The sequence below is a fragment of the Reichenbachiella ulvae genome (assembly GCF_025833875.1).
GTDB classification, from domain to species: Bacteria; Bacteroidota; Bacteroidia; order Cytophagales; family Cyclobacteriaceae; genus Reichenbachiella; species Reichenbachiella ulvae.
Genome location: NZ_JAOYOD010000001.1, coordinates 4,146,715 through 4,165,600, shown reverse-complemented (window position 1 = coordinate 4,165,600; position 18,886 = coordinate 4,146,715). Strand labels below are relative to the sequence as shown.

The 18,886-nt window shown below is 42.3% G+C and carries 26 protein-coding genes; 12 read left to right on the top strand and 14 right to left on the bottom strand.

The annotated features are described in order from the left end of the window. Window position 1 precedes the first annotated feature (1 nt). From N7U62_RS16925 to N7U62_RS16915, 3 genes are read right to left on the bottom strand one after another with little or no spacing between them, the layout of a single operon-like run. Complete coding sequence (locus tag N7U62_RS16925) at window positions 2–322, bottom strand: Rieske (2Fe-2S) protein (protein ID WP_264139231.1); 321 nt, start codon at window positions 320–322, stop codon at window positions 2–4. Then, complete coding sequence (locus N7U62_RS16920; RefSeq protein ID WP_264139230.1) at window positions 319–993, bottom strand: ABC transporter ATP-binding protein; 675 nt, start codon at window positions 991–993, stop codon at window positions 319–321. Before N7U62_RS16920 ends, N7U62_RS16925 begins: the two co-directional genes overlap by 4 nt. After that, window positions 980–1,894, bottom strand: a complete 915-nt coding sequence (locus N7U62_RS16915) for a hypothetical protein (RefSeq protein ID WP_264139229.1) — start codon at window positions 1,892–1,894, stop codon at window positions 980–982. The genes N7U62_RS16920 and N7U62_RS16915 overlap by 14 nt, the downstream gene beginning before the upstream one ends. Before the next feature lie 103 nt (window positions 1,895–1,997). Here N7U62_RS16915 and N7U62_RS16910 point away from each other — a divergent pair, with 103 nt between their 5' ends. Continuing rightward, a complete protein-coding gene (locus N7U62_RS16910; RefSeq protein WP_264139228.1) occupies window positions 1,998–3,143 on the top strand; it encodes an aminotransferase class V-fold PLP-dependent enzyme in 1,146 nt (381 codons plus the stop codon). Here N7U62_RS16910 and N7U62_RS16905 read toward each other — a convergent pair. Continuing rightward, on the bottom strand, window positions 3,140–3,424 hold the full coding sequence (locus tag N7U62_RS16905; protein WP_264139227.1) for a DUF427 domain-containing protein: 285 nt from the start codon (window positions 3,422–3,424) through the stop codon (window positions 3,140–3,142). The two genes, N7U62_RS16910 and N7U62_RS16905, sit on opposite strands and share 4 nt — an antisense overlap. A gap of 248 nt (window positions 3,425–3,672) precedes the next feature. Here N7U62_RS16905 and N7U62_RS16900 point away from each other — a divergent pair, with 248 nt between their 5' ends. The 5 genes from N7U62_RS16900 (at window position 3,673) to N7U62_RS16880 (ending at window position 7,174) form a co-directional block, all read left to right on the top strand. Then, window positions 3,673–4,272, top strand: coding sequence for an RNA polymerase sigma factor (locus N7U62_RS16900; protein ID WP_264140444.1), 600 nt, complete (start codon window positions 3,673–3,675; stop codon window positions 4,270–4,272). Next, window positions 4,247–4,489, top strand: a complete 243-nt coding sequence (locus N7U62_RS16895; protein WP_264139226.1) for a hypothetical protein — start codon at window positions 4,247–4,249, stop codon at window positions 4,487–4,489. The genes N7U62_RS16900 and N7U62_RS16895 overlap by 26 nt, the downstream gene beginning before the upstream one ends. Before the next feature lie 63 nt (window positions 4,490–4,552). Then, window positions 4,553–5,209 carry an endonuclease III gene (gene nth / locus N7U62_RS16890; RefSeq protein WP_264139225.1) on the top strand — a complete coding sequence of 219 codons (657 nt, stop codon included), beginning with the start codon at window positions 4,553–4,555 and terminating at the stop codon, window positions 5,207–5,209. A 76-nt stretch (window positions 5,210–5,285) separates the two neighbouring features. Next, window positions 5,286–5,567 carry a hypothetical protein gene (locus N7U62_RS16885; protein ID WP_264139223.1) on the top strand — a complete coding sequence of 94 codons (282 nt, stop codon included), beginning with the start codon at window positions 5,286–5,288 and terminating at the stop codon, window positions 5,565–5,567. A gap of 68 nt (window positions 5,568–5,635) precedes the next feature. Continuing rightward, window positions 5,636–7,174, top strand: a complete 1,539-nt coding sequence (locus N7U62_RS16880) for a YifB family Mg chelatase-like AAA ATPase (protein ID WP_264139222.1) — start codon at window positions 5,636–5,638, stop codon at window positions 7,172–7,174. A 15-nt stretch (window positions 7,175–7,189) separates the two neighbouring features. On the opposite strand, the gene N7U62_RS16875 is transcribed toward N7U62_RS16880, so the two are convergent. After that, window positions 7,190–8,218 carry an isoaspartyl peptidase/L-asparaginase family protein gene (locus N7U62_RS16875; RefSeq protein ID WP_264139220.1) on the bottom strand — a complete coding sequence of 343 codons (1,029 nt, stop codon included), beginning with the start codon at window positions 8,216–8,218 and terminating at the stop codon, window positions 7,190–7,192. A gap of 155 nt (window positions 8,219–8,373) precedes the next feature. Here N7U62_RS16875 and N7U62_RS16870 point away from each other — a divergent pair, with 155 nt between their 5' ends. The 3 genes from N7U62_RS16870 to N7U62_RS16860 are packed head-to-tail and all read left to right on the top strand — an operon-like array spanning window position 8,374 to window position 10,146. Then, window positions 8,374–8,760 carry a TraR/DksA family transcriptional regulator gene (locus tag N7U62_RS16870; RefSeq protein ID WP_264139219.1) on the top strand — a complete coding sequence of 129 codons (387 nt, stop codon included), beginning with the start codon at window positions 8,374–8,376 and terminating at the stop codon, window positions 8,758–8,760. Then, window positions 8,761–9,321 carry an SMC-Scp complex subunit ScpB gene (gene scpB / locus N7U62_RS16865; RefSeq protein WP_264139218.1) on the top strand — a complete coding sequence of 187 codons (561 nt, stop codon included), beginning with the start codon at window positions 8,761–8,763 and terminating at the stop codon, window positions 9,319–9,321. A 60-nt stretch (window positions 9,322–9,381) separates the two neighbouring features. Further along, entirely contained in the window at window positions 9,382–10,146 is a 765-nt protein-coding gene (locus N7U62_RS16860; RefSeq protein ID WP_264139216.1) for a pseudouridine synthase, read from the top strand. Here N7U62_RS16860 and N7U62_RS16855 read toward each other — a convergent pair whose 3' ends face one another. The 5 genes from N7U62_RS16855 to N7U62_RS16835 all read right to left on the bottom strand — a co-directional run bounded on the left by N7U62_RS16855 (window position 10,147) and on the right by N7U62_RS16835 (window position 14,124). Then, a complete protein-coding gene (locus N7U62_RS16855; protein ID WP_264139215.1) occupies window positions 10,147–10,806 on the bottom strand; it encodes a phosphatidylserine decarboxylase family protein in 660 nt (219 codons plus the stop codon). It lies immediately after the preceding gene. 24 nt (window positions 10,807–10,830) lie between these two features. Further along, window positions 10,831–12,105, bottom strand: coding sequence for a Glu/Leu/Phe/Val family dehydrogenase (locus N7U62_RS16850; protein WP_264139214.1), 1,275 nt, complete (start codon window positions 12,103–12,105; stop codon window positions 10,831–10,833). Between the two features lie 79 nt (window positions 12,106–12,184). Then, entirely contained in the window at window positions 12,185–13,027 is an 843-nt protein-coding gene (locus N7U62_RS16845; protein WP_264139213.1) for a phosphatidate cytidylyltransferase, read from the bottom strand. Continuing rightward, window positions 13,008–13,214, bottom strand: a complete 207-nt coding sequence (locus N7U62_RS16840) for a putative signal transducing protein (RefSeq protein WP_264139212.1) — start codon at window positions 13,212–13,214, stop codon at window positions 13,008–13,010. Before N7U62_RS16840 ends, N7U62_RS16845 begins: the two co-directional genes overlap by 20 nt. Further along, window positions 13,189–14,124: a CPBP family intramembrane glutamic endopeptidase gene (locus N7U62_RS16835; protein ID WP_264139211.1), complete on the bottom strand. Its 936-nt coding sequence runs from the start codon at window positions 14,122–14,124 to the stop codon at window positions 13,189–13,191. The genes N7U62_RS16840 and N7U62_RS16835 overlap by 26 nt, the downstream gene beginning before the upstream one ends. Before the next feature lie 172 nt (window positions 14,125–14,296). Between N7U62_RS16835 and dusB the strand changes: the two genes are divergently transcribed. Genes dusB through N7U62_RS16820 form a run of 3 tightly spaced genes read left to right on the top strand, consistent with a single transcriptional unit; the run spans window position 14,297 to window position 17,018 of the window. Then, the gene (gene dusB / locus N7U62_RS16830) at window positions 14,297–15,295 is read left to right on the top strand and encodes a tRNA dihydrouridine synthase DusB (protein WP_264139210.1); all 999 of its coding nucleotides are present in this window, start codon (window positions 14,297–14,299) and stop codon (window positions 15,293–15,295) included. Between the two features lie 14 nt (window positions 15,296–15,309). Further along, on the top strand, window positions 15,310–16,182 hold the full coding sequence (locus N7U62_RS16825; protein ID WP_264139209.1) for a DMT family transporter: 873 nt from the start codon (window positions 15,310–15,312) through the stop codon (window positions 16,180–16,182). A 2-nt stretch (window positions 16,183–16,184) separates the two neighbouring features. Further along, window positions 16,185–17,018, top strand: a complete 834-nt coding sequence (locus N7U62_RS16820) for an alpha/beta hydrolase (protein WP_264139207.1) — start codon at window positions 16,185–16,187, stop codon at window positions 17,016–17,018. Here the strand turns inward: N7U62_RS16820 and N7U62_RS16815 are convergent. The 4 genes from N7U62_RS16815 to atpC form a co-directional block, all read right to left on the bottom strand. Further along, a complete protein-coding gene (locus N7U62_RS16815) occupies window positions 17,015–17,338 on the bottom strand; it encodes a nucleotide pyrophosphohydrolase (RefSeq protein ID WP_264140443.1) in 324 nt (107 codons plus the stop codon). The two genes, N7U62_RS16820 and N7U62_RS16815, sit on opposite strands and share 4 nt — an antisense overlap. Beyond that, entirely contained in the window at window positions 17,338–17,790 is a 453-nt protein-coding gene (gene dtd, locus N7U62_RS16810) for a D-aminoacyl-tRNA deacylase (RefSeq protein WP_264139206.1), read from the bottom strand. Before dtd ends, N7U62_RS16815 begins: the two co-directional genes overlap by 1 nt. Then, window positions 17,762–18,469 (bottom strand): NAD-dependent epimerase/dehydratase family protein, encoded by a 708-nt coding sequence (locus tag N7U62_RS16805; RefSeq protein ID WP_264139205.1) that lies wholly within the window; start codon window positions 18,467–18,469, stop codon window positions 17,762–17,764. The genes dtd and N7U62_RS16805 overlap by 29 nt, the downstream gene beginning before the upstream one ends. A gap of 156 nt (window positions 18,470–18,625) precedes the next feature. After that, window positions 18,626–18,883, bottom strand: a complete 258-nt coding sequence (gene atpC, locus N7U62_RS16800; protein WP_264139204.1) for an ATP synthase F1 subunit epsilon — start codon at window positions 18,881–18,883, stop codon at window positions 18,626–18,628. Between the last annotated feature and the right edge of the window lie 3 nt (window positions 18,884–18,886).

Below are 18,886 nucleotides of genomic sequence, written 5' to 3'. Positions count from 1 at the left end.
ACTATATCATTACAAAGAGTTGGTCCGCCTCCCACAATAGTTCATATCGTTTCAAATCCCTACAGCGACTGTCAGCCTCCTCGCCACTTGCCATATTGAATCGATAGTCGTGCCAGGGGCAGACCACTTCGCCCAGTGGATTGATACGGCCTTTGCCCAAGTCCTCGCTCATATGCGGGCATTTTTCTTCAAAGGCATAAAATTCACCTCCTCTCCGAGCCAGACAGATACGCTGGTCATCGATCTGTAGCTTTACAATTTTATTCGCCGCTACCGTCTTTTCTGCTTTTTCTTTGCTATCGAAAATGAGTACTTTATTCATAGGAGTTCATTTAGAAGATCATTATTCCTAGATTTAATGTTTTCGGCTATAGCAGTCTCCAATTCATCGAATTGATCATTTCCAACACTATTTTTTATCCTCCCCTTTTCCAAATGATGAATCCAATCGCAAACACGAGTGAGACTTTGGATGATATGGGAGGTTACAATGACGGTCTTTTTCTTTTTGAGCCTTTCGAGTATCATTTGTAAAATTTGGGCTGATTCCATGTCTAGGCCATTGTACGGCTCGTCCAGCATAATTACCTCTTTGTCTTGGCCGATGATTGCTAGCAGTGACAGCTTCTTTTTCATACCAGTAGAATATGTTTCCACTCTCTCATCCAGAGGTAAATGAAACAATTCTTTCCATTTGTCCAATTCAAAATGAGCCGTTTTGAACAAGCTTAAATACTCTCGGCCCGTGATATAAGAATAGTAGAAGTTTTCTGTGGGAAGAAACGAGCAAGACTCTTTTGTCATAGGTTGTCCATTGAACAAAACAGAACCAGAACCTGATTTTGTCAGTCCAAACAAGGTGTTCAGTAAGGTTGTTTTTCCCGAGCCATTGACTCCCACTAAGCCATGCACACAGCCAGCTTCAAGATCAAGCGACAGGTCATCCAGCACGGGTTGGTCATATTTCACTTTCAGGTTTTTAATCGAAATCATCTATATAAATGGATAAGTTGGACAGGGATTTTCTGCAAAAGTAAATGCTCAAAATCCATATCAATAGAAGTAATGGTGGCAAGAAAAAACTACCTAAACCCAACGCTGCAAAAAGTGGAGGTACTTTATCCGAAGGATTGCTTTTGTAAAATGCATATTTCAGCAACACAGTATAATTGAAGACAAATAAAAAAATCAACCATTCGATAACTACAATGTACCAAAGCGAGCTATGCATCCAAACAAAGGCCAAAACCAAAGGCGCAATGAGTACTGAAAACTGCAAAACAACCTGTGTTACTTTTAACCAAAGAAAGGCACTTGGCCTTCTTTCAAAAACGATTAGTAAAGCATAGTGTTCCGATTTTTCGTAGAAGCCATAAACAATCAAACCGATCAGAAAGATAGCCAGTGGAACACTAAACAAGAAAAAAGAAGCCCCTAAACCTATTAATACCAGCAATAGTAGTAAATAGCCGAACTTTCTTACGCCAGCTTTCCATTCAAAACTGGTACCCAATACTGCTTGAGGCAAGGGGTTGCGAATCTTCGAAAGGGGATTTGATTCTGAAGGAACCAGAGAGATAACGAGAGCAAAAGAGATCAGTACTAGCATGGACAGCCACCAACCATAAACTGCAAGCATGATCAATAGAGGGAGCAGCAACACAATATATTCCAGCAAAAGAATGACAAAAGTTCGAGCTGAAATCAAGTGAAGAAAAACTATATCCGACCTTTTGTAATGAAGACCGGATAGCAAGGTCATGGTGATCCCGAGTACATAGTACACATTCGGCTTTTGACTAAGACTGATGAAGGCAAAAACTGAAACGCAGGCAACAATCATTACCAACAAAATTGTCCTCCATAAGCCCGCTTCTGTCAAAAGCCGAATCATTTGCTTAAACCTTATTTTTATGAGATGTAGTACCAGCAAAGCTTACTAAGTTTACAAATGTCAATTTGAATAGAGCCAAGATACAATATAATCCTTGCCCAAAATGAAATGCCAAAAAAGCAAATTCCTGCTTAACAAGAAATACGCTTATCTCAACTGCGCCTACATGGCTCCCTTGCTGAAAAAAGCCGAAAAGGCCGGCAGAAAGGGAATCGCCAAAAAGCGTCAACCTAACTTGATCTCACCAGATGATTTCTTCCACGATCTGGACACGATCAAGCTGCTTTATTCACAATTGATTAATGCAGAAAAGGAAAGAATCACGATGATTCCCTCTGTATCCTATGGTATGGCACAGGTGGTGCACAATCTCGATCTGTTAAAAGATGAAAACATTGTTGTATGCGGAGACCAATTCCCCAGCAATGTCTATCCCTGGATGACGGCTTGCAAAAACGCCGATGCAGAGCTGAAAATCATCGAAGTACCCGATACTACCGAAAACAGGGGCAAGCAATGGAATGAAAAAATATTAGAAGCAATCGATCAGAAAACCAAAGTGATAGCACTCGGCCATACCCACTGGGCAGACGGTACCTTGTTCGATCTGATGGCGATCCGCAAACGCTGCGATGAGGTCGATGCACTGTTGATCATTGACGGTACCCAGTCCATCGGTGCGCTGCCTTTCGATGTGCAGGAGATCAAGCCGGATGCACTCGTGGTTGCGGCCTACAAGTGGTTGCTTGGGCCATACAGCATTGGCATAGCCTACTATGGAGAGAAATTCGATCAGGCCGAACCCATAGAGCAAAACTGGATCAATCGTCGCGACAGTGAGGATTTTACCGGATTGGTCAACTACAAAGACGACTACCAGCCAGGAGCCGATCGATTTGGCGTAGGAGAGAAAAGCAATTTCATCCTCAACCCCATACTAATAGAATCCCTCAAGCAAGTGATTCGCTGGCAACCAGCAGAAATTCAAACCTATTGCAGTGAGTTGATGGCTCCTGCCATAGAAGAAATCCAGTCAATGGGCTACTATATAGAAAAGGATGAAGATCGATCGGCACACCTTTTCGGTATTTTGATACCAAAAGAAAAGCAGGCCGCTATAGCCACGGCACTCAAAGTAAACAAAGTGAGCGTATCCATGCGTGGCTCATTCATGCGTGTGTCTCCTCATGTGTACAACGACGAGCGAGATGTCAATAAGTTATTGCGAGCGTTTCGGTCTGTGTGTTAAAACTCCGAAACCTCCACACCCTTCCAAAAGGCAATATATCCTTCGATCGGTTTGGCCATGTCCTTAGTTTGAGGATAATACCACGCCGCATCCGGATTGGTTTCCCCTTTTATCTCTAAAGTATAGTAATTGGCTTGACCTTTCCAAGGGCAGGTACTGTGCGTTGTACTCTCTTTGAAATACTCACGTTTGATCGATGCTGGAGGGAAATAATGGTTCCCTTCTATCACTTTTGTATCATCACTTTCTGCGATAACTGTTTCATTCCAAATGGCTTTCATAGGATTTTTCGGTTTTATTATTGAACTCCTTTGGGGGTAGAATAGTTCCATTATTGTCTATTAATCGAACGAACATAATCACTGATCGAAAGTTTTAGCGAGTGGCCTGAGTGAATTTTACTTTCACTAAACGAAACCAGGAAACTCACGCTATGAATACATTCGGAAAGAAAAACACCTATAATCCCAAGATTCAAGACAAAACCAAGCAATATGAACTGAATAGTTACGTTAAAAGCTCAGGTAAAATGAACAAAGAGGGTGTTAGTGATAGCCAATTGGTATCACGTTACAAAAATGGAAATGAAGCGGCATTTGAGGAATTAGTCTTAAGACACAAATCCAGAGTGTTTACCACAATCTACTTGATCGTCAAAGACAAGTACATTGCAGAAGATTTACTGCAAGACACTTTTATTAAAGTGGTCAAAACAGTGAAATCAGGTAAATACAACGAAGAAGGAAAATTTCTTCCCTGGGTTTTACGCATAGCACACAACCTTGCTATAGACTTTTTCCGTAAAGAGAAGAGGTATCCAAAAATTGTAATGGAAGATGGCACTGGAGTATTCAATACTCTGGACTTTGCCGAAGATTCTGTAGAGTCGCTACAGATCAAAGACGATACCAATGCACTTTTGAAGAATCTGGTTCAGGAATTGCCAGAAACACAGAAGGAAGTGCTAATCATGAGACACTATATGCAAATGAGTTTTCAGGACATAGCTGATACGACTAATGTCAGTATCAACACAGCACTCGGCAGAATGCGCTATGCTTTGATTAATTTGCGTAAAAAGATGCAAAAACGTAACATTGAGTATGATCAAACCATATACCGAGACTGACCTGATCCGCTACATTTATGGCGAAACCTCATCCACCGAAGATGATGAGATAGAAAAAGAAGTCCTCAACAATCCGGAGCTCAAGGAAAAGCTCTCGAGTTTTATGGGGGATACGACAGTCTTGGATCGGTTGCTATTGACCCCTTCCGAAAACAGTTTGGGTCGCATATTCGAATATTCCCTTCAATATCGCGACGATCAAAAATCCTCTCAATAAGTCTTTAATACCACGGTTTAATTAATTTCGAAACGTGAAATTAGTTTTGAAAAAACGAATCCCATGACCAAAAAGGAGAGGTATCAATTCTTTGTTGAGTATTTCAGCCAAAACAGCCCAGAAGCCGAAACAGAACTTCACTACGAAAACCCATATCAACTGATCGTAGCAGTTGCCCTCAGTGCGCAGTGCACAGACAAACGCGTAAACATGGTAACGCCAGCCATTTTCGAAACTTTCCCAACAGTCGAAGATCTGGCCAATTCTAATTTCGACGAATTATTTCCTTACATTAGATCCATTTCCTACCCCAACAACAAAACCAAGCATCTCTTAGGAATGGCCAAGATGCTAGTAGAAGACTTCAATTCAGAAGTGCCTTCGGATACCAAAGATTTGGTCAAATTGCCCGGTGTTGGAAGAAAAACTGCCAATGTTATCACTTCAGTGGTTTTCAATCAGCCTTCTATGGCAGTAGACACGCATGTTTTCCGAGTTTCGAAACGCCTGGGACTTGTAACTCAAAATGCCAAAATTCCACTGGAAGTGGAAAAACAGTTGGTAAAACATATACCCGAAGAGCATATCGCCAAAGCGCACCATTGGCTCATTCTTCACGGAAGATATACTTGCCTGGCACGGAAACCGAATTGCAAAGATTGCAAAATTACGCTCATGTGTAGGTATTTTGAAAAGCAACAAAAAGAAGTTCAAGGATAATTCACTATCTTGAATCCGTAGACTGTAAAAGCATCGTATATATCCTCAATCAGCCATTCGAGAAAGACATCCGCAAATGAAAAAGCTCAAACCATACCTATATGGAATTTATATCCTCTACTTCTTATTCTGTCTTTTTATAGCTGTCACCTACGAAAACCTCGTGCTGCATTGGACTTGGGATCCCATAGATACATGGGTGAGCCTTATGCGCCTCGTTTTAAAATTGGCCGGGATTGGTATCATATTATTTGGTTCAGTATTGATTATTGAAAACATTCATATCAAAAAACTGAAGAAGAGAATTACCAAACTCAATAAAAAAATTGCCGACTTGGAGTCTGGCAGCCATGAATAAGTAGCACGAATCTGCTATACTTGTATGAGCAGCGTATTGAGAATTTCTTAATCCCAGAAGAAAAGCGAATGCTAGCAAAAACCTACGGAAGTGCAGTATATGGTGTGGATGCCCATATCATCACCATTGAAGTCAACGTCAGCACAGGAACTAAATTTTTTATGGTCGGTCTACCCGACTCGGCGGTCAAAGAAAGTGAACATCGCGTGGAGTCTGCCCTCAAGCAAAACGGGTTCAGCATGCCACGCCAAAAAGTGATCGTCAACCTAGCCCCTGCTGATATCAAAAAAGAAGGTTCGTCCTATGACCTGCCTATAGCTATCGGCATCTTGGCTGCCTCCGCTCAAATAGACGTTCCTAATCTGGAAGAATATCTAATCATGGGGGAGCTAGCACTGGACGGAAGCATCCGGCCGATCAAAGGTGCGCTTCCGATTGCCATTGAGGCAAGAAAAAAAGGCTTCAAAGGCTTGATACTGCCAAAAGAAAATGCCTCCGAAGCAGCCATCGTAGACAACTTACAAGTTCTGGGAGCAGACAATCTATTACAGGCCGTTCGACACCTCACTGGGTTTGAATTGATAGAACCACTGGAATATGACACTCGTGATATGTTCCAAACTCACATCAACGAATATGAAGCAGACTTTGCTAATGTTCAGGGACAGGAAAACATCAAGCGATCACTCGAGATAGCTGCAGCCGGCGGGCACAACGTAATCATGATCGGACCTCCAGGCGCGGGCAAAACGATGCTGGCAAAAAGACTGCCGTCCATTCTCCCTCCGCTGAGTCTGCAAGAATCTCTGGAAACCACAAAAATCCATTCGGTAGCAGGCCATCTCAAAGAGCACGCCTCGTTAATTGCCTCTCGACCATTCCGTGCGCCACATCATACGATCAGTGACGTTGCTTTAGTCGGAGGTGGGGGTATCCCACAGCCCGGTGAAATTTCTCTGGCCAACAATGGGGTTCTTTTTCTGGATGAATTACCGGAATTTAAGCGAGCAGTTCTAGAGGTGATGCGACAGCCTTTGGAAGAAAGAAAAGTCACCATTTCCAGAGCTAAAATCTCGATTGATTTCCCCGCCAACTTTATGCTGATCGCCAGTATGAACCCTTGCCCCTGTGGCTACTACAATCACCCCGAAAAAGAATGTGTCTGTGCTCCGGGAGTAGTACAAAAATACCTAAACAAAGTCAGCGGCCCCTTGCTGGACAGAATTGATCTTCATGTAGAAGTCACTCCCGTATCTTTCGATCAACTAAGTGCTGACCGAAAAACTGAAAGCAGCGAAGAAATTCGAAAGCGAGTCATTGAAGCCCGATTGATACAGGAAGAAAGATTCAAAGACCAACCCGAGATCTACAACAATGCGATGATGAATTCGCAAATGGTCAAATCCATGTGTCAGATCAATCAAGCAGGCAAGGCGCTACTCAAAACTGCCATGGAAAAACTCGGCCTATCAGCCAGAGCCTACGATCGCATCCTTAAAGTATCCAGAACCATCGCAGACCTAGCCGGAAAGGAGGACATCCAAATCGAACATCTCGCAGAGGCCATCCAATACAGAAGCCTCGACCGTGATGGATGGGCGAGTTGATAAGGCTGGATTCCATTAATCCTCCAACCCATAAATCATAGAAACTGGTTTTCCTTTTTTGTTCATGTAGCCGCGAAACATACCGGGTGTGTTGAATGTCATCGTAATGTTTCCCTCCTGGTCTAAGCCTATGATTCCACCTGCTCCTTCGATTTTCTTCAGTTTTTGTATGACTACCTCATTTGCAGCCTGAAACAAACTAATATTCTGATATTTCATTTTCGCGGCAATATCATAGGCCACCACATTGCGCATGAAGAACTCTCCATGACCTGTAGCAGAAATTCCGCAAGATTCATTTTCAGCAAAGGTGCCAGCCCCTATGATCGGAGAATCACCGATTCTCCCGAATTTTTTCATCATCATACCTCCTGTAGAAGTACCTGCCGCGATGTTTCCATTTCTATCAAGTGCTACGGCTCCTACCGTTCCCATTTTGGTGTCTTCCCAGTTTTTGATAGAGCCTTCTGCTTTTTCCAATTGTTCTTTCTTCATTCTTTCCCATTGGGCTATGCGCTTGTCGGTGACGAAATAATCCGGATCCACCATTTCCAATCCTTGAGTCTCGGCAAATTTTTCGGCACCCTCCCGAGCCATCATCACGTGTGGTGATTGATCTTTAACAGCCATGGCTCCCAATATCGGGCTTTTGATTCGGCTGACACCTGCCACTGCACCGGCTGATCCATCTGCACCATTCATAATAGAGGCATCCAGTTCTGCTTTTCCTTCTTCCGTCAACACTGCACCTACACCAGAGTTGAATAACGGAGAAGCTTCCAGAATTTGAATTGCAGCAACTACTGCCTCTTCGGCAGATGCTCCCTGATCCAGTTTTTCATATCCTGCTTTTAGGGCCTCTTCCAATTTGGCTCGATAGTCTTTTTCTTGTTCAGGACTGAGATTTGGACGTTGTATATATCCCGCCCCACCATGAATCACGATGGCTATGTCTCCTTTTCCAGGTATATTCTGAGCAAATGCTGGAAAAATACTGAAGCAAGAGGCAACAAATAAGATGATAATCAAGTAATACTTTTTCATATTGGGTTTCGTTTAATATTTTAAAGATAAAAGTTAAGTAGTCAGAAGCAAGAGAATAACTTGTGGATAATAATTGAAAAGCCAGCTATTTATCACTTTACTTTTTAGATGTGTTGAACTAGATTAGCGCAACCAATCTGTTAAAAACCATTATTATGAGCGAAAGAGAGAAAACACGTTATTCTGCCGATGAGCTGAAGGAGTTTGAAGAACTAATCAACAACAAGTTGGAGAAGGCGTGGAACGAACTAAACTACATCAAGGAGTCGATTACCAGAAGTAAAGACTCAGGGACTGATAGCTCGTATGGGAATGTGAAAACACTGGAAGACGGTGCAGATACAGCTGAAAAAGAAAGCTTGAATCAATTGGCAGCCAGACAACAGAAATTCATTACCAATCTGGAAAATGCTTTGATCCGAATCAAAAATGGTACCTATGGTATCTGCAAGGAGAGCGGAAAACTGATAAGCAAAGAAAGATTAAGAGCGGTACCTCATACGACGCTTTCGATAGATTCTAAACTGAAGCAGAATAGCTAATTGGACTTTTTGTCCAACCATATCGAGGCGTTGATATTTTGTTCGCCTAAACCCATTACGGACAAGGAGATTAGAAACTGCTTGTCCGAAATGTTTGAAGCGGACGTCCCTATGAAAGATATAGAGGAAGCCATAGTTTCTATAGAGGAAAAATACGCCTCGGAAGAGTTCTCTTTCGAGCCGGTCAAAAGTGGGGGCGGTTATCAATTTTTGACTAAACCTGCCTACCAGACCAGCATCAGCATCCTGCTGAAACAGCAATCCAAAAAAAGACTTTCGAATTCCGCTCTGGAAACCCTGGCGATCATTGCCTACAAGCAGCCCGTTACCAAAGGGGACATGGAGCAAATCCGAGGTGTCAACTGTGACTACTCGGTTCAAAAGTTGCTGGAAAAGGAGTTGATCGAGATCAAAGGCAAATCAGAAGCGGTTGGGAGACCCCTCCTCTATGGCACCAGTCAAAACTTCATTGATTATTTCGGAATCAACAATCTCAATGAACTTCCGACGCTCAAAGATTTCGAGCAAAAGGACAACGAAATCGGGGAATCTCAAGATTAGCAGTCGCTTCTGCTGTTTCAATTTGCTTATTGCCTAGCTTTGCAGGATTAAGATTAAGCCATGCAAAGAAGAAACAAGCCCCAAAAGTCCAAAACCACTCCATATAAATCGATTTCCTACCCTATCCGAATCAATAAATATATTGCCAACTCTGGTATTTGTTCCAGACGAGACGCAGACAAATTGATTCAGGAAGGAAGAATCAAAGTCAATGATCAAGTGGTCACCGAAATGGGGATGCAAATCGAACGCAAGGATGAGGTGAAATACAACAACAAAGTCATAAGCCCTCAAAACTTTGTCTATGTGCTACTGAATAAACCCAAGGACTACATCAGTACGATGGAGGATCCAGAAAACCGCAGAACTGTAATGGATCTGGTCAAAAATGCATGTGACGAAAGAATCTATCCAGTTGGGCGACTGGACCGTAATACAACTGGCTTACTATTGCTAACCAACGATGGAGAGTTGTCTCAGAAAATGACTCATCCGTCATACAAGATCAAAAAGATATATCAAGTCGAATTGGATAAGCCAATTACAACTCACCACTTCGAGGACATAGCGAATGGCTTTGAACTAGAAGATGGACCTGTTCAGATCAATGATTTGGCTGTATTGGATAGCAGTAAAAAAACGATCGGCGTTCAAATCCATATCGGTAGAAACCGAATTGTTAGAAGGATCTTCGAACACTTCGGGTATGAGGTGGTCAAACTGGACCGCACCATGTATGGCCCATTGACCAAGAAAGACCTACCAAGAGGAAACTGGAGAATGCTAACAGATAAGGAAGTAATTCTATTGAAAAACCTGAGCTGATTATTTCAGCTCAGCAATAACAGTTCTTCCACCTTTGGTCTTTTGCTCCAAATCCACTTTGATTTCAGCATCCAAAGGCAAGAAAATATCCAAACGAGAGCCAAACTTGATAAAGCCATATTCCTGGCCTTGCAACAATCTGTCGCTCTCTTTGGTATACCATTTAATTCTCCTGGCGACTGCTCCGGCTATTTGACGAACGAGAACTTCCACTCCATTAGGATTTTCTACCACCATCGTGGTTCTCTCATTTTCCGTACTTGATTTGGGATGCCAGGCTACCAGGTATTTCCCAGCGTGGTATTTAAAATATTTGACCAATCCACCTACTGGTGTGCGGCAAACATGAACATTCAAAGGAGACATAAAGATGGAAATTTGTTTTCTTTCCTCTTTGAAATACTCTCCCTCCATAGTGTTTTCAATCACCACTACTTTTCCATCTGCTGGAGCCAGTACTACCCTATCATCAATCTGTATCTTAATACTGGGGTTTCTAAAAAACTGCAGGACCAAAACATAAACAACTAAACTCGCCACTAAGGTCAACTGTTGAACAATCTCTGGCTCTGGAAAATAACGTTTGACCAAATAGTTGATGGCAAATAAAACGACGAGTAGAATAAATAGAATTTTTCGTCCTTCCTTATGTAATGTCATGGCAGTAGGGTAAAAAAGGGTTCCTTAGAACCCTCCTCTGTATTTATAAGTGTTAGATACTTTATCAATTGCTACAATATATGCTGCAATCCTCAAAGATACGTTGTATTCTTCAGATACATCATATACGTGATTAAAGGATGATTTCATAATACGATCCGATCTACGGTTGACACGCTCACGTGTCCATTTGTATCCCAATCGATTTTGAACCCATTCGAAGTAGGACACCGTTACTCCACCCGCATTGGCCAGAATATCCGGAACTGCCCACACATCATTTTCTTTCAAGATGGCATCTGCCTTAGCGGATGTCGGTCCGTTGGCGCCTTCTACGATCAGTTTAGCTTTGATTTTGGCAGCATTATCTTTTGTAATTACGTCTTCCATTGCTGCAGGAATCAACACATCTACGTCGAGGTAGAGTAGTTCATCCCCTTCAATTCTTTCAGCTCCATCAAAACCTTCTAAACTTCTGTTGTTGGCATCACGGTATTCGATCGCCTTAGCGATGTTGATTCCATTGTCGTTAAAGTAAGCACCAGAGATATCGCTAATCGCTACGACTTTCACTCCACGCTCTTCTAACAGCTTAGCTGCCCAGGATCCCACATTACCAAACCCCTGAATCGCGCACTTGGCGTTGAAAGGATTGATTTGTCGTTTTTCCATAGCAGACAAAGCAGAGATCATTACTCCACGACCAGTCGCTTCGGTTCTACCCAGCGATCCGCCCAATACCAATGGCTTTCCAGTTACGACAGCATTGACGGTCATACCCTGAGATTTAGAATATTCATCCATCATCCAGGCCATCTCGCGAGGACCGGTTCCCATATCAGGAGCAGGGATATCCCTGTCCGGGCCGAATATTTCATTCAACGTCTGGGTGTATGCTCGTGTGAGTCTCTCGATTTCACCAGCAGACATTTCCCTTGGATTACATTTGATGCCCCCTTTTGCACCACCATAGGGAATATCCACCACCGCACATTTCCAGGTCATCCAGGCAGCCAGGGCTTTGACTTCATCCAGGTTTACACCCAAATCAAATCTGACACCACCTTTGGATGGACCCAAAATATTGGAATGGATCACACGATAGCCTTCGAACACTCTGATCGAACCATCATCCATGGTGACAGGAAGTGATACAATGGCTTGTTTGTAGGGAGATTTTAAAACATTATAGATTTCATCGTCCAGGCCAAGGGCTTGAGCAGCCACATTAAACCTCGACATCATAGACTCGAAAGGATTCTCTTTATCCTTAATTGGAGCAGGTTCTATGTATCCCATTTCTGTGTTTGTTGTTTGTTTGGAACAAATGTAATCATATACCCAATTATTCGCGGGTTTTCCAATCTAATAAAAATGCCTAGTACTTCATGCAGAATTTTAAGAAGATCACAATGAATGGTACGGATAACAACAAACCATCAAAACGATCTAAAAATCCTCCATGACCTGGCAGCTTCTTGCCTGAGTCCTTGATTTGCATACTTCGTTTAAACAAAGATTCGATTAGGTCTCCATAAGTTCCACAGACTACCGTGATAATAGATATCACGATCCATTGCCATCTCGCCAAATCATGAAAATAATGGGAAACACCTAAAGCGAAAAGAAGTGAAAGGATCGCTCCACCTACGCTTCCTTCCCATGATTTCTTAGGCGAAACTCTTTCGAACAATTTTCTCTTTCCAAATTGAATCCCTGCAAAATAGGCACCTGTGTCGCTAGCCCATAAAATTAAAAACAAGCCTATGATGATTTCATAACTGTAATGCCCATGAGTAAATGCTGCCACGCTCAATAGGGAGATTGGCAAAGCCACATAAAAGATCCCAAGAAAGGTAAATGCTATATTGGTAAATGGCTTTTTTTCGTCCTTCTTATAAAGCTTGATAAAATATACACCAGAGGTAAGCGGAAGAATCACATAGAACCAATCCAGGTCTGGTAAGATTCCTGATGAAGCCAGAAAAAACAAAGTGTAAATCAAAATACCCATCAGCGTGCCATAGGTACGGAGTGGTATGATGCCATTGGCTTTGATCAACTTGTAAAACTCCCACTGGGTAAGCACACTGGTAATCAAAAAAACAGCGAAGAAGCCCCACATATCATAAGCAATGGCGAAGATGACACAAAATGCGCCGATAATACCTGTGACCAAACGTTTCGCCAGATCGGCGTACTTAGTTGAAGTTGATGTCATCTTTTATAATCTTAATCGCTCTGATCACATGATCAGCCGCTACATGTACTTCGAAATGCCCCAACTGGTAGGCCGCATCTTTTTTATTGACCAGCACCGGCTGAATTCCAAAGTCCTCTAATACAGAAACGACGATATTGGCGCGATATTCGTTCTTGTCGCTATACACCTTTTGCCAGTCCGTCATGCAACCGTTTATCTTTAAATTGTTTTGTATAAAGTACAAAAAGTCCAATCCCTAAGATGGCAAATATGCCCACGCTTTCCAAGGGAATCGATTCGGTATTTTCAATATCGTAGTTGACGATTTCCTCCTGATAAAGATACATCATCAAAACGGTCAAACCATTGTTGATCAAATGACCCAGAATGGCATAAAGCAAGTTGCCAGAGAAATAAAATAAGTAACCAAACAAGGCCCCTAATAACATCCTCGGAACAAAGCCAAAAAACTGAAAATGAAAAGCGCTGAAAAGAATCGCGGTAATCCAGATCGCCACATGAGGATTTTTGAAAGCAACTGTAAAATATTTTTGAACCAGTCCACGAAACAACAATTCCTCACCTACTGCCGGCAATATGGCAACCGTAACGAATACCGCAATGAAATAGGGTAGGCTATCAATGGAGGTCAAAAATTTGGTTAACTCTGCTGCCTGCTCCTCACTTCCCTTGGCCCAAGACTGGAAAGGTTCAGGAAATTCCAAGTTCATATTCCATTCTATAATCACACTGTCCGCTACGATAAAGCAAAGTGTAACTCCAATGGCGAGCAAAAATGCAGGCGCGGTAAGCTGCTTTGAGTGAAAATCCAGAAACAAACCACGCTTTTCTTGCTGATAGATAAATGCAAAGGGTGCCAGAACAAAGCCTCCCAATGAGCTCATGAATTGAATAAATAGCAGGTGAGGTTTTAGCTCTGGATAACTGGTAATGCTAGACATAGCGCCAGTAAACTCAACCAAACCCATATCAGTAAATGGAATGATGAGAACAAAGGCAAAAAACTGAAAGACAAACAGACCAATCAAGGCATAACCAACGAGTATGATTAAACTTAAAAATGGGTTCTTCCCTTGGGGTAGTAATTCTGTCATCTTACCTAGTTGAGTTCAGTAGTTAAGCTATCTGACAATTGGCGAAAGCCAATTCTTATGATTCAAACAATATTGCAGAATACACTTAACTTTGCAGCAAAAATGTTCTGATAATTCGAATAATCAAAAAAGTATTGTTCGATTGGTCAGACAATAAAATAGTTAAGCCCAAATGGTCAAAATCGAAGACATAGAAATAGGTGAGTTTCCCTTGTTGCTTGCACCGATGGAAGATGTAAGTGACCCTCCATTCAGAGCGGTATGCAAAGAAAATGGCGCGGATCTGATGTACACAGAATTCATCTCTTCCGAAGGACTAATTCGTGATGCAGCCAAGAGCCTGCAAAAGCTGGACATCTATGACTATGAACGCCCGATTGGGATTCAGATTTTTGGTGACAAAATCGAATCAATGCGAGAAGCAGCCGCCAAAGCGGAAGAGGCTGATCCCGAAATCATTGATATCAATTATGGCTGTCCCGTCAAAAAGGTCGCATGCAAGGGAGCCGGGGCTGGTATTCTACTCGACATTCCCAAGATGGTCGAAATGACTGCCGAAATCGTGAAAAGAGTCAACAAACCAGTTACAGTTAAAACACGACTCGGATGGGATCACGATACGATCAAAATAGTTGAAGTAGCTAAAAGATTACAAGACGTAGGAATCAAAGCCCTGACCATCCATGGTCGTACACGTCAGCAGATGTACAAAGGCGAAGCAGACTGGTCTTATATCAAACAAGTGAAAGAACAACCTGATATTCACATTCCAATTTTTGGTAATGGAGATATCGACTCACCAGAAAAAGCCAAAGAATACCGGGATGTTTATGGTGTAGACGGAATTATGATTGGTAGAGCGGCCATCGGCTACCCTTGGATTTTCAACGAGATCAAGCACTATTTCAAGACAGGTGAAAAACTGCCTCCTCCGACACTGGAACAAAGAATTGATGTAGTTAAATCACACCTGAAGTTTTCAGTAGAGTGGAAGGGAGACAAAAAAGGTATTTTCGAAATGCGCCGACACTATACCAATTACTTTAGAGGAATAGCTGGAGTCAAACCATTTCGTGCTCGTTTGGTGGAGACTCCTACTTATGAAGAAACGCTACTCGTACTTGATGAACTAGGAAATGAACTGGCAGGAGCTGAATTGATGACTTCTTAACTCGGCCCCACCGCATGCAAAATAAAGATTCGCTGGCCTGGGTACTACTCGGGCTTATTTCCCTAATCTGGGGCAGTTCCTTCATTCTCATCAAAAAAGGACTGCTGGTTATGAATGCCAGCGAGGTAGGAACGCTTCGGATTTTCATGGCTTCTTTGGCATTGGCTCCATTTGGATTTCGTTCCATCAGGAAAATCCCTGTGCGAAAATTGCCCTACGTTTTTATAGTGGGATTTTTTGGCAGCTACATTCCCGCCATGCTTTTTGCGATAGCGCAAACGCAAGTTGATAGTGCCGTTACCGGAATCATCAATTCGTTCACTCCTATATTCGTCTCTCTCATTGGGGCCACATTTTTTCAGATGAGAATGACCCGGGCAGCTTCAATCGGAATCATCATTGGTTTTCTCGGTTGTGTGTTTATCATGCTTGGAGGGGCCAATTTTCAATTGGGCAAAATCAACTATTCTGGCTTTTTCATATTGGCAGCCACGGTTATGTATGGTGTCAATGCCAACGTGATCAAAACATATTTGGCAGAAGTCAAAGCGCTGCATATTACTGCCGTCTCATTCTTGCTCGTGTTGCCCATCAGTGGACTCTATTTATTTCTTGGCACGAATATTTTGGATAAAATCGGTACACAGGGTTTTGCTCTAGGGTTTACCTACATCTCCATCTTAGGAGTAATCGGTACAGCGCTTGCGATGTTCATTTTTAATAATCTGGTCAAAATCGCCACTCCAGTATTTGCTTCCTCCTGTACCTACATCATTCCGATCATTGCCATTGCCTGGGGGCTGCTGGATGGAGAGAGTTTGAACATTTACCAAAGCCTCGGCGTTGTGATTGTTTTGGTAGGTGTCTATCTTGCCAACCGTAAGTAAAGATGATAGAGAAAGAAGAATTTTCGATAGTTAGCAGAGACGGTACCCAACTCGAAGGGCATGAATATTTGGTCCCGAATCCAAAGGGATTGGTTTGCCTCATTCATGGATTGGGAGAACATGCCGGCAGGTATGAGCATGTCGCTCAGTTTTTCTGCGAGCATCAATTCAGCTTTTTTATCATTGACCTACGAGGGCATGGCTTATCTGAAGGAAAAAAAGGGCATAGCCCCAGCTACGAAGCATTGCTAGACGATGTGGAAGAACTTCTAATGTATACGCGAGCAGAATACAACGACCTGCCCATGTTCCTCTATGGTCACAGCCTCGGTGGCAATTTGGTGACCAACTACTGCTTACTTCGCAATACCAATGAGTTGAAGGGTGCAATTGTTTCCTCCCCTTGGCTTACTCTCAAAGAAGAGCCTCCAAAATGGAAAATCGGACTGGCCAGAAAAGTGGCTAAAATATGGCCTTCATTCTCCCAATCGAACGAACTGGAGATGGATCAGCTTACGAATGATCCAGCTGTGAATCAAGCTTACAGAGAAGATAATTTTGTTCATGATCGAATATCAGTTCAGATGTTCAGCGAAAGTTACCTTCAGGGCAAATGGGCTTTGGATAATACCGATAGATTAAAACTGCCTCTTTTTGTGTTCCATGGAGAAAATGACGCAATCACCAACCCCGAGGGATCGAAACTCCTTTCAGAGCTGAGAAAAGATTTAATTGATTTCAAATTGTATCCTGAGACCAAACATGAAGGACACAATGATCAAAAAAAGGAAGCAATCCTAAGCGATATCAAAAACTGGATCGATCAAAAACTTTAAAGCTTATCGTTTGCCTTGTGCCGTTCTGAATCGCGCTGGGTTTTCTTTTCGAGATTTTTTTGAAATGCCTCTGTCAGGTTGATCCCAGTTTGGTTGGCCAAACATATCAAGACACAAAGCACATCAGCCATTTCATCGCCTAGATCTTTGCCCATGTCAGATTTCTTGAATGACTGATCGCCATAAGTCCTGGCCATGATGCGAGCTAGCTCTCCAACTTCTTCCGTTAAGATCGTCATATTGGTCAATTCACTAAAATACCGGACGCCATATTCCTTGATCCAATCGTCGACCTGCTTTTGCGCTTCTTCTATGGTCATCATTGTCTGTTTTTAGAATCTACGATTATCGTGACTGGGCCATCATTGATGAGGGATACTTTCATATCTGCGCCGAATTCTCCCGTAGCGATTGGTTTACCTAAATCACCTTCCAATTGAGCTATCATTTTTTCATAAAGGGGAATGGCCACATCGGGTTTGGCTGCTTTGATGTAGGAGGGTCGATTGCCCTTTTTGGTGCTAGCATGAAGTGTAAATTGGCTGATCAAGAGAATCTCACCATCGACGTCCAATAGACTTTTATTCATCACGCCTTCTTCATCCTCGAATAGACGCATGTTTACAATCTTTCGACTCAACCATTCGATATCTTCCTGGCCGTCTTCATTTTCTATTCCAACCAATATCATCAAGCCATTTCCTATCTGGCCTTTGATATTTCCCTCAATCTGTACAGACGCCTCAAGTGACTTCTGAATGACTACTATCAAATTTGTATTCCTTTTGGTGTGCGATTTTTTGCATTTCGAGTGGCTTGTGGACATGAGTCCCTTCTTGATCACTCGTGGCAATATAATACATAGCCTCTGCTACTTGCGATCCTCTGATGGCCCAAAACCTTAATCTTGAACCAATGATAAAAAAGGATAAAATAGAGGAGGCCAATTTTGCCATTTCCTCCCACAATCTAAAGTGCGGGCGGTAGCCCAAAAGTAAGGAAGGTTGAAAAATATGAAGGGTTTTCAGATCTAAATCTTTAAGGGCTTCTTCTACCTGACCTTTAACTGAATTGTAAAATAGGGCAGATTCTGAATTGGCACCATAGGAAGAAACGATACAGAATGTTTCGAACTGCGAATCGTTCTTAGCCAATTTTCCCAATTCGACTGGATACGTGAAATCTACTCTAAAAAAAGCTTCTTTGGATTTGGCTTGACCCATGGTGGTACCCAGGCAACAGTAGTAGTCATGGGCGCTGATTTGATCCTGATAGTTGGCTAACTCATCAAAATTGATGATGATCTCTTCGATTCGATTGTCTTTGATCTCAATGGATCTTCTACCAAGAATCAAGATTTTGGAATAGTAATCCTTGCTAAGCAAGGTGTTTAGTAATTCTCTACCTACTAAACCGGTAGCACCCGCGATCAATGCTGTTTTGCCTGCCATCTATGATTCTAGTTAGAATTGGACTAAAAAATTATACACTTAGCGGACAACAAACAAATTATTGCGGAAGTAATTGATAAATAAGAAGATGTATGAGTTAAAACAAAAAACCCACAAGTCAGACTTGTGGGTTTTGAAAGTATATTTTTTGAAGAATTACTTCTCAATGTGCTCGGCCAAAACCAGCACTTTGTTATTGAGAATCTCCACTACACCACCGTCGATGGCCATGTGAATTTCTTCTGTTTTCTTATTGTGCGTACTCACGATTTTGAGATCTCCTGTACCAAGAGAACTAACCATAGCTGCGTGATCATTCAAAACCTGAAATGATCCTTCGCTTCCTGGAAATGTCGCATGGTCCACTTCTCCTGCGAATACGTTTTCGTCTGGTGTTATGATCTCTAAAAACATAGT

What these genes read in the sequence shown, in the direction of transcription:
- N7U62_RS16835 (WP_264139211.1), bottom strand. Translation starts at nt 14,124, where the DNA reads ATGACAGAATTACTACCCCAAGGGAAGAACCCATTTTTAAGTTTAATC.
- N7U62_RS16850 (WP_264139214.1), bottom strand. Translation starts at nt 12,105, where the DNA reads ATGGGATACATAGAACCTGCTCCAATTAAGGATAAAGAGAATCCTTTC.
- N7U62_RS16820 (WP_264139207.1), top strand. Translation starts at nt 16,185, where the DNA reads ATGATAGAGAAAGAAGAATTTTCGATAGTTAGCAGAGACGGTACCCAA.
- N7U62_RS16920 (WP_264139230.1), bottom strand. Translation starts at nt 993, where the DNA reads ATGATTTCGATTAAAAACCTGAAAGTGAAATATGACCAACCCGTGCTG.
- N7U62_RS16925 (WP_264139231.1), bottom strand. Translation starts at nt 322, where the DNA reads ATGAATAAAGTACTCATTTTCGATAGCAAAGAAAAAGCAGAAAAGACG.
- N7U62_RS16840 (WP_264139212.1), bottom strand. Translation starts at nt 13,214, where the DNA reads ATGACGGACTGGCAAAAGGTGTATAGCGACAAGAACGAATATCGCGCC.
- N7U62_RS16815 (WP_264140443.1), bottom strand. Translation starts at nt 17,338, where the DNA reads ATGACCATAGAAGAAGCGCAAAAGCAGGTCGACGATTGGATCAAGGAA.
- N7U62_RS16870 (WP_264139219.1), top strand. Translation starts at nt 8,374, where the DNA reads ATGAGCGAAAGAGAGAAAACACGTTATTCTGCCGATGAGCTGAAGGAG.
- dusB (WP_264139210.1), top strand. Translation starts at nt 14,297, where the DNA reads ATGGTCAAAATCGAAGACATAGAAATAGGTGAGTTTCCCTTGTTGCTT.
- N7U62_RS16900 (WP_264140444.1), top strand. Translation starts at nt 3,673, where the DNA reads ATGAACAAAGAGGGTGTTAGTGATAGCCAATTGGTATCACGTTACAAA.
- atpC (WP_264139204.1), bottom strand. Translation starts at nt 18,883, where the DNA reads ATGTTTTTAGAGATCATAACACCAGACGAAAACGTATTCGCAGGAGAA.
- N7U62_RS16895 (WP_264139226.1), top strand. Translation starts at nt 4,247, where the DNA reads ATGATCAAACCATATACCGAGACTGACCTGATCCGCTACATTTATGGC.
- N7U62_RS16880 (WP_264139222.1), top strand. Translation starts at nt 5,636, where the DNA reads ATGCTAGCAAAAACCTACGGAAGTGCAGTATATGGTGTGGATGCCCAT.
- N7U62_RS16805 (WP_264139205.1), bottom strand. Translation starts at nt 18,469, where the DNA reads ATGGCAGGCAAAACAGCATTGATCGCGGGTGCTACCGGTTTAGTAGGT.
- N7U62_RS16845 (WP_264139213.1), bottom strand. Translation starts at nt 13,027, where the DNA reads ATGACATCAACTTCAACTAAGTACGCCGATCTGGCGAAACGTTTGGTC.
- N7U62_RS16875 (WP_264139220.1), bottom strand. Translation starts at nt 8,218, where the DNA reads ATGAAAAAGTATTACTTGATTATCATCTTATTTGTTGCCTCTTGCTTC.
- N7U62_RS16915 (WP_264139229.1), bottom strand. Translation starts at nt 1,894, where the DNA reads ATGATTCGGCTTTTGACAGAAGCGGGCTTATGGAGGACAATTTTGTTG.
- N7U62_RS16910 (WP_264139228.1), top strand. Translation starts at nt 1,998, where the DNA reads ATGAAATGCCAAAAAAGCAAATTCCTGCTTAACAAGAAATACGCTTAT.
- N7U62_RS16825 (WP_264139209.1), top strand. Translation starts at nt 15,310, where the DNA reads ATGCAAAATAAAGATTCGCTGGCCTGGGTACTACTCGGGCTTATTTCC.
- N7U62_RS16905 (WP_264139227.1), bottom strand. Translation starts at nt 3,424, where the DNA reads ATGAAAGCCATTTGGAATGAAACAGTTATCGCAGAAAGTGATGATACA.
- N7U62_RS16860 (WP_264139216.1), top strand. Translation starts at nt 9,382, where the DNA reads ATGCAAAGAAGAAACAAGCCCCAAAAGTCCAAAACCACTCCATATAAA.
- nth (WP_264139225.1), top strand. Translation starts at nt 4,553, where the DNA reads ATGACCAAAAAGGAGAGGTATCAATTCTTTGTTGAGTATTTCAGCCAA.
- N7U62_RS16855 (WP_264139215.1), bottom strand. Translation starts at nt 10,806, where the DNA reads ATGACATTACATAAGGAAGGACGAAAAATTCTATTTATTCTACTCGTC.
- N7U62_RS16885 (WP_264139223.1), top strand. Translation starts at nt 5,286, where the DNA reads ATGAAAAAGCTCAAACCATACCTATATGGAATTTATATCCTCTACTTC.